This is a genomic window from Bacillus sp. JJ783, from assembly GCF_036963225.1.
In the GTDB taxonomy this organism is placed as follows: domain Bacteria; phylum Bacillota; class Bacilli; order Bacillales; family Bacillaceae_G; genus Bacillus_A; species Bacillus_A cereus_U.
Map to the genome: position 1 here is coordinate 1 of NZ_JBALMG010000180.1, position 7,249 is coordinate 7,249.

A 7,249-nucleotide genomic window follows, 5' to 3' on the forward strand; every position below is an offset into this window, starting at 1 on the left:
AATGCAAAAGAAGTTGTAATGATGGCTGATGAATCAAAGTTTAATTTGACAAAGTTTTATAAAAGCGGGAGTTTTAGTGATATTGATGTGTTATATACGAATGCGAAGCTCGATGAATCGTGGCAAAATATGCTAACAAGTAATGGGGTTGAAGTAATAACAGTATAGAAAAGCTAAAAGAAGACTATTTCTTAGTAAGTTGAGAAATAGTCTTCTCTTATTGTTTATATGTTGTTTTATTTTGTTTATTTGTTGTTTTTACAATTAGTTAACAAATTAACAACATTGTGTTAATAATGAACTCGTACAATATGAATTAGGAGGTGCAAGAATGCAAATAAAACTATCAAAAGCTGTGTTCTTTTTAATACCAGTTGGAATACCTCTAATCTTGTTTTGGATTATTCCGAATTTCATTAGTTTAGGTATTAGTTTTACTGATTGGGATTTTATGACGAATGATTTTAACTTTGTTGGTTTAGAAAACTATTTTAATTTATCTACACAAGATTCTTTTATGCAAGCATTGCTCAATACGTTTTATTTCGGAATTGGAACAGTCATTCCAACAATCGCATTGGGCTTAGGTTTCGCATTATTCTTCCGAAAAAAATTTAAAGGTTCCGCATTGTACCAATTAATGATTTTTTCACCTTGGGTAACGCCAACAATAGCTGTATCCATTGTGTGGTCACTCTTATATGAACCTCAATTTGGAGTTATTAATAAAGTTCTAAACTTTTTCGGGATACCAGGTTTGGACTGGCTTCAAAGTAGTCAAACAGCGATGTTAGCAGTCATTATAATGACAGTTTGGAAATTAGTTGGTTGGACGATGATCTTCTATATCGGCGCATTAGAAAAAGTTCCAGATAGTTTATATGAAGCAGCTAGTATTGATGGAGCAAATTCATGGCAGAAATTTCGATATGTAACACTGCCAATGGTTTCATCAACAACTTTCTTCTTAGTTGTTGTCAATACAATTTCTTCAGTGCAGGCTTACGATCAAATAAAAATTTTAACACAAGGTGGACCTAGTGGTTCGACGCGTACGTTACTTTATTTATTCTTCCAACAAGGGTTTGAACAATTTGATATGGGATCTGCAACAGCAATCGCATTTATCATACTAATCATTACAATACTACTATCTGTTATAAACAAAATAATAGGTGACAAGTGGGTGAACTATTAAGGTGAATAATATGAAAAAAGGTCCATTAATCGTAAAGCATCTCTTTCTAGCGTTATCAAGTATACTATTTATTTTTCCATTCATATGGATGGTGCTTGGTTCGTTTAAAACATCTAGTGAAGTATTACAAGGAGGTTTTTGGCCTAAAGAATTTCACTGGGAAAATTATCGGCAAGTATTAGACATACTACCATTTAACACATATTTATTTAATAGTTTTTATACATCTTTCATCATTACTATATATGTGCTTGTTTCATCTGCACTGTTTGCTTATATGTTAGCATTTTACAAGTTTAAAGGTAAAAATATTACATTTAGTGTCGTGATGGCAACCTATATGATCCCTGGAGCTGTATCGTATGTTCCTGTATATGTAATGTTAGGGAAGTTTGGTTTGCTTGATTCACATTTTGGATACATGATTTCTATGGCTGTTAGCGTATTCGGTATTTTCTATTTGAAACAAACGTTCCACAAAGTTGGTTTTGAAATAGTAGAAGCAGCCAAAATTGATGGAGCGAGTGATTGGCGAATTCTTTGGAAGATTATTTTTCCAATGACACGATCATCATTTGTAACTCTAGGATTGGTCACATTTATTGGTAACTATAATAATTACATTTGGCCAGCTCTTATTTTGAAAGATAATACACAAAAACTAATTACGAATGGAATTGCTGATTATTTCATTAATAGTTCTTTAGGACGAGATTGGTCACACATTATGGTTGCAAGTACAATCGCAACGGTGCCGCTCTTAATCGTATTTTTAATTCTACAAAAATGGTTCTTATCTGGTGTTACTGATTCAGGAATAAAGGGGTAATTAAATATTAAAGGAGATATGTGGGATGAAAAAACTATTCATGCTTCTAACAGTTTTAACATTGTTTGTTAGTGCACTTGCGGGTTGTTCAGGCGGAAAAGGAAGTACGGTTAAGGCAAGTAAAGAAGGCGAGAAGGTTGTTGTTCCATTCATTAATGGAGTAGGTGGTTCTCTTGCAGATCGTGTAGATAAGATTGTGGAAGAATACAATAAAAGTCAGGACAAATATGTAGTGAAAACGACAAAAGCGGGTAGCTACGATGAGTCATATCAAAAGCTACAAAGTGGATTTGCAGCGAATAACCAAGAAGCAATTGCATTACTAGGTTCAGATGTCATTCAAGAATATGTTAAAAAACAGTTAATCGTACCTTTAGATGAATCTGTTAAAAATGATAATAATTTCAAAAAAGAAGATTACGGAAAAGGTTTTATGGAGCAAGCAACAATTGACGGAAAGTTATATGGAATTCCGTTTTACGGTACAACACAAATCTTTTATTACAATAAAAAAGCATTAGCGGAAAATGGCTTTACAAAAGATGATTTAAAGACGTGGGAAGGTGTAGAAAAGGTAGCAAAAACAGTCGCAAAACGTGGTGAAAATGGAAATGTAACATATGCGGGCTGGATGCCAATGTGGGGAACTTCCAATTTAATTGATGCGGTTCGCAGTGCTGGCGGTAATGTATTAAGTGAAGATGGTAAAAAAGTATTAATTAACGATGACACTTGGGTTTCGGTATGGGAGAAATTCCGTACATGGCTACATGAAGATAAAATTATGAAAATACATTCAGGTGGTACTGGATGGGAATATTGGGATAAAACTGTAATTGATTTAGTTGAAGGTAGAACATTAGGATTTACAGGATCATCTGGTGATCAAGGATTTGTTTTTAAATCATTAGGAAAAGGAATGACGGAAGAAGAACGCCTTAACACATTTGAAGCATTACCTCAGCCTGCTTGGGGTAATAATAAACCAGCGCCAAAACTAGAAACATATTTGTTCACATTAACGAGAAATATTGATCCAGAAGTAGCAAAAGGTGCATATGACTTTATGAAATTTGCGACAAGTACGGAGAAAACGGCTGAATGGTCAATGGCAACAGGCTATATTCCTGTTCGTAACAATGTAACAGAGTACGGTCCATATGCTGAATTTGTTAAAAAACAACCACAAGCATTAGTTCCGTTAGAACAAGCCAACAATAATGGAGTGGGACCATTTGTAGATCCAACGGGCGGAAAAATCAATGACGCTTTAAATGTAGCAAAAGATAAAGTAGAGATTGAAGGGGTTCCAGCAAAGAAAGCATTAGATGAAGCAGCTAAAGTTGCGCAAGAAGAGTTAGATAAAATTTTGAAAAAGAAGAAGTAAACCTGTTTGTAGTACGAACGTGAGGTGCTTTTGAACGAAGGAAGTGCCTCTAAAATTCACTTGAAAAGGTGTGAGAACTATGATCGAAATAACAAGTACGATAACACTCTCTCCATTCGTAAAAAATAAACACTGTTTCCAAATGGATGAAACTGATATTACAAACTTTACATTAACAATTGATCAAGGGGATAGCCGAAAAATTCCGCTTTTACTAATCTTAAGAGATCCTAACGGTTATGTACGTATACAATATCAAACTCCAATTGTAAATGAAAAACTAGTCGTTTCGAAAGATCCAAAGTTTTGCTCTGCTGGTTGTATTGGAGGAGAAATACAGTCAGGTAATTGGGAATTAGAAGTCATATATATCCCTCATTGTGCAAAGAAAGTAGTGAAATTTACTGGAGAAAAAGTTGACTACACAGTAAATATAGTAGTAAATGATCAGTTGGAACGAAAGTATAATAGAGAGCATTTTTGCAAGGAAAATGTTTTTATCGATGAAGATCGTTTTAATAAGGTAGTAAATGAAGAACATCGCTGGTACAAAGGGGATTTTCATGAACATACAGATTTAACAGATGGCGAGATAGATGATGAACTTGGAATGAAAGTATGTGAAAAACAAGAATTAGATTTTTTATATGCGACGGAGCACAATATTGTTATGCCATCTTATGAAAAAGGAAACACATTAATTATACCATCTATGGAACTTACAACTCCTTATGGTCATTACAATATATTTGGCATAAGAGAATTTGTTGATTTTACAGAGTATGTAGATGAATCATTTAGTGCTGAAAAAATGAATGTACTATTTTCATTCATGAAAGAAAAAGGGTATTTATTGAGTGTGAATCATCCATTTATGAAGCCTTGGGCGAACCAAGTTAATATTAACTTAGAAAATGTTCATACGATGGAAATTATGTGTGATCCAACGTATAAAAAAAGTAAATCATCTACTTTAGAAGCTTTGCGTTGTTTCGATCAAATGTGGTCAAATGGTCTTAAAATCTGGGGAATAGGAGGAAGTGACTCTCATTTACATCCGTCTAAAACATTCCCAGGATCAAAAGACCCATCCATTTACGGTGATCCAGGAACATATGTATTATGTAACGGTTTATCAATTAAAAACTTGAAATTTGCGATTCAAAAAGGAAGAATTTATTTCTCTCGATTTAGAAAACTAACGATAGATATTCAAAACGAAGGTGAAACGATTGCTGTCGGAGATGAGGCTAAAGGAAATATTATTTATAACGTTCAAGCAGATAAACCGTGTGAGTGGAGATTACTTATAAATGGAAGAATGATTGAAAAAGAATACGGAAGCGATGTAACCTTTGCATTCACTTTAAATGAAGGGGCGTACGCTAGAGTTGAGGGATGGGAAGAGGACGAATTAGTAGCGTTTATTAATCCTATTCATAATAAAGTTCAGAATAAAAATATAAAAATATGGAATGAAGTTATAGGGGGAATAAAAGGTGAATAAAGCGATTATTTTTGATAAAGATGGCACATTAATACAGTTAGATTCAGTTTGGTACAAAATTGTGCATCGTGTGTTAGATGATATATTTCAAACGTATCCAAATGAAAAAAGTAAACGAGATGACTACTTAACGATTATTGGTATGAATGATAACGATTTTGAGAGTACGAGTTTACTAGCTTGTCGCACAAATTACTTTATTGCGGCTGCATGGTATTCGTTATTAGAAAATCAATATGTGGATAAAGAGAATTTTATTCAAAATGTATGTCTTCTATTCAAAAAGTACTCTACAGCAGATGATCTTGTATTTACAGAAGTGGAAGGTGCAAAGGAAACGTTACGATATTTAAAAGACAATGAATATATTATTGGGGTTGTTACGGCAGACGATGTTGATGCAGCTATTCATTCTCTGAAAATGACTGAGTTATATGATTATGTAGATTTTTTAGGTGCAGATGATGGTGTGAATAGAACAAAACCTGAAAGTGACTTTTATCATATGTTTAAAGAAAAATTTTCACTAACTGAAGAAGATGTGCTTATGGTAGGTGATACATTAACAGACGTTACATTTGCAAGAAATAGTAACATTAAAGTAGTGGGCGTCTTATCGGGTGCGAGCAGGAAGGAAGATTTAGAAGGAAAAGCGGATTATATTTTAAACAGTATGAAGGATATTTCGAAGATTTTATAATTCATGTCATCATAATTTTTAACAATATCTATAAATATAGCTCGAATTCTAGGAGGATATTATGGCTCAACTATCATTCAAAAACATTTACAAAAAATATGATCATGATGTGACAATCGTAAAAGATTTTAACCTAGAAGTAAATGATGGAGAATTTATCGTTTTGGTTGGCCCTTCAGGGTGTGGGAAATCTACAACATTACGTATGATTGCAGGACTTGAGGAGATTTCAGAGGGCGACTTTTATATTGATGGAAAGCGTGTAAATGATGTTACACCGAAAGATAGAGATATTGCAATGGTATTTCAAAACTATGCACTTTATCCGCATATGAGTGTGTATGAAAACATGGCATTTGGATTAAAACTACGAAAATATAGTAAAGAAGAAATTGACCAACGTGTGCAACATGCAGCAAAAATTCTTGGGCTTGAGCAGTATTTAAGCCGGAAGCCAAAAGCACTTTCAGGTGGTCAGCGTCAGCGTGTTGCCTTAGGCCGAGCGATTGTTCGAAATGCAAAAGTATTTTTAATGGACGAGCCTTTATCAAACTTAGATGCGAAGTTGCGTGTTCAAATGCGTGCTGAGATTACAAAATTACACAGGCAGCTGCAAACGACATCTGTATATGTCACGCATGATCAAATTGAAGCTATGACGATGGCGACGCGCTTAGTTGTACTAAAAGATGGGATTATACAGCAAGTCGGTACACCGAAAGAAGTGTATGATAATCCAGAGAATGTATTTGTCGGCGGATTCATTGGCTCTCCTGGAATGAATTTTTTCAAAGGAGTATTAACAGATAATGCAGTTATGATTGATAAGTGGAAAATTGAAGTGCCAGAAGAGAAGATGAAAGGCTTGCGAAATAAGGGCTATACGAATAAAGAAATCATAATAGGAATACGTCCAGAAGACTTTTATTATGGAAAAGAAATCGAGGATTTACCATATAACGCAAAAGTAACGGTATGTATTGATGTAGCAGAATTAATGGGGGCAGAAACATATCTATATTCTAACATTAATGGCCAATCCTTTGTTGCACGTGTGGACACATCTTTAGATGTGCAAAGTCAATCAAATATAGAGCTCGGTTTAAACATGGACAAAGTGCATTACTTTGATTCAGAAACTGAGAAACGAATTGTTTTATAGATAATAATTAATATGATTATACCTTTAGAATTTCTTAAACTACTACCAATAAATGAATAGTAAAAAGCCGATTATCCTTTAGATTACAGGAAATCGGCTTTTTTATATGAAAAATCGCTTAGCGTACGAAAATCGCTTTTTGTTGGCAATGCCCTGTCACAATCAAGCTGAGAAAAACAAATAATCCAAAACGAGAAAATTCTTAAGTTGATGGATGTGTGATGCTACTCCTATGTTAAGGTTCGATTCATTTGAAACAGCAACCTCTATATTGAGTGGTGTTAAAGCGACGTATATGATAAAAAAGATGTATCGCTTGTAAAAAAATGCATCACCTTGAATGAGCTAATACGACAAGAATTCGTATCGGGCCTAATTAGGGAATGCAGTACAGATTAGTATATAGTATACAAGCATTCCCTTTCTATAAATACGGTATGTTTTTAATATAATTAAAAGAAAATTT

General features: G+C 33.9%; 6 protein-coding genes and 1 pseudogene. All 7 read left to right on the forward strand.

The genetic code is table 11. The features are described 5' to 3' along the window. A pseudogene (locus tag V7038_RS26970) lies at window positions 1-168 on the forward strand (DeoR/GlpR family DNA-binding transcription regulator); the annotation flags it as partial. Window positions 169-331: 163 nt separating this feature from the next. Continuing rightward, window positions 332-1,198 (forward strand): carbohydrate ABC transporter permease, encoded by an 867-nt coding sequence (locus tag V7038_RS26975; protein ID WP_335695897.1) that lies wholly within the window; start codon window positions 332-334, stop codon window positions 1,196-1,198. A 10-nt stretch (window positions 1,199-1,208) separates the two neighbouring features. Continuing rightward, window positions 1,209-2,027 carry a carbohydrate ABC transporter permease gene (locus tag V7038_RS26980; RefSeq protein ID WP_335695898.1) on the forward strand — a complete coding sequence of 273 codons (819 nt, stop codon included), beginning with the start codon at window positions 1,209-1,211 and terminating at the stop codon, window positions 2,025-2,027. Window positions 2,028-2,052: 25 nt separating this feature from the next. After that, complete coding sequence (locus tag V7038_RS26985; RefSeq protein ID WP_335695899.1) at window positions 2,053-3,414, forward strand: extracellular solute-binding protein; 1,362 nt, start codon at window positions 2,053-2,055, stop codon at window positions 3,412-3,414. Between the two features lie 79 nt (window positions 3,415-3,493). After that, the gene (locus tag V7038_RS26990; protein ID WP_335695900.1) at window positions 3,494-4,921 is read left to right on the forward strand and encodes a CehA/McbA family metallohydrolase; all 1,428 of its coding nucleotides are present in this window, start codon (window positions 3,494-3,496) and stop codon (window positions 4,919-4,921) included. Further along, on the forward strand, window positions 4,914-5,621 hold the full coding sequence (locus V7038_RS26995; protein WP_215557041.1) for an HAD family hydrolase: 708 nt from the start codon (window positions 4,914-4,916) through the stop codon (window positions 5,619-5,621). The genes V7038_RS26990 and V7038_RS26995 overlap by 8 nt, the downstream gene beginning before the upstream one ends. Window positions 5,622-5,682: 61 nt before the next feature. After that, a complete protein-coding gene (locus tag V7038_RS27000) occupies window positions 5,683-6,783 on the forward strand; it encodes an ABC transporter ATP-binding protein (protein ID WP_002110509.1) in 1,101 nt (366 codons plus the stop codon). Window positions 6,784-7,249 lie beyond the last annotated feature (466 nt).

What these genes read in the sequence shown, in the direction of transcription:
- V7038_RS26985 (WP_335695899.1), top strand. Translation starts at nt 2,053, where the DNA reads ATGAAAAAACTATTCATGCTTCTAACAGTTTTAACATTGTTTGTTAGT.
- V7038_RS26980 (WP_335695898.1), top strand. Translation starts at nt 1,209, where the DNA reads ATGAAAAAAGGTCCATTAATCGTAAAGCATCTCTTTCTAGCGTTATCA.
- V7038_RS26990 (WP_335695900.1), top strand. Translation starts at nt 3,494, where the DNA reads ATGATCGAAATAACAAGTACGATAACACTCTCTCCATTCGTAAAAAAT.
- V7038_RS26975 (WP_335695897.1), top strand. Translation starts at nt 332, where the DNA reads ATGCAAATAAAACTATCAAAAGCTGTGTTCTTTTTAATACCAGTTGGA.
- V7038_RS27000 (WP_002110509.1), top strand. Translation starts at nt 5,683, where the DNA reads ATGGCTCAACTATCATTCAAAAACATTTACAAAAAATATGATCATGAT.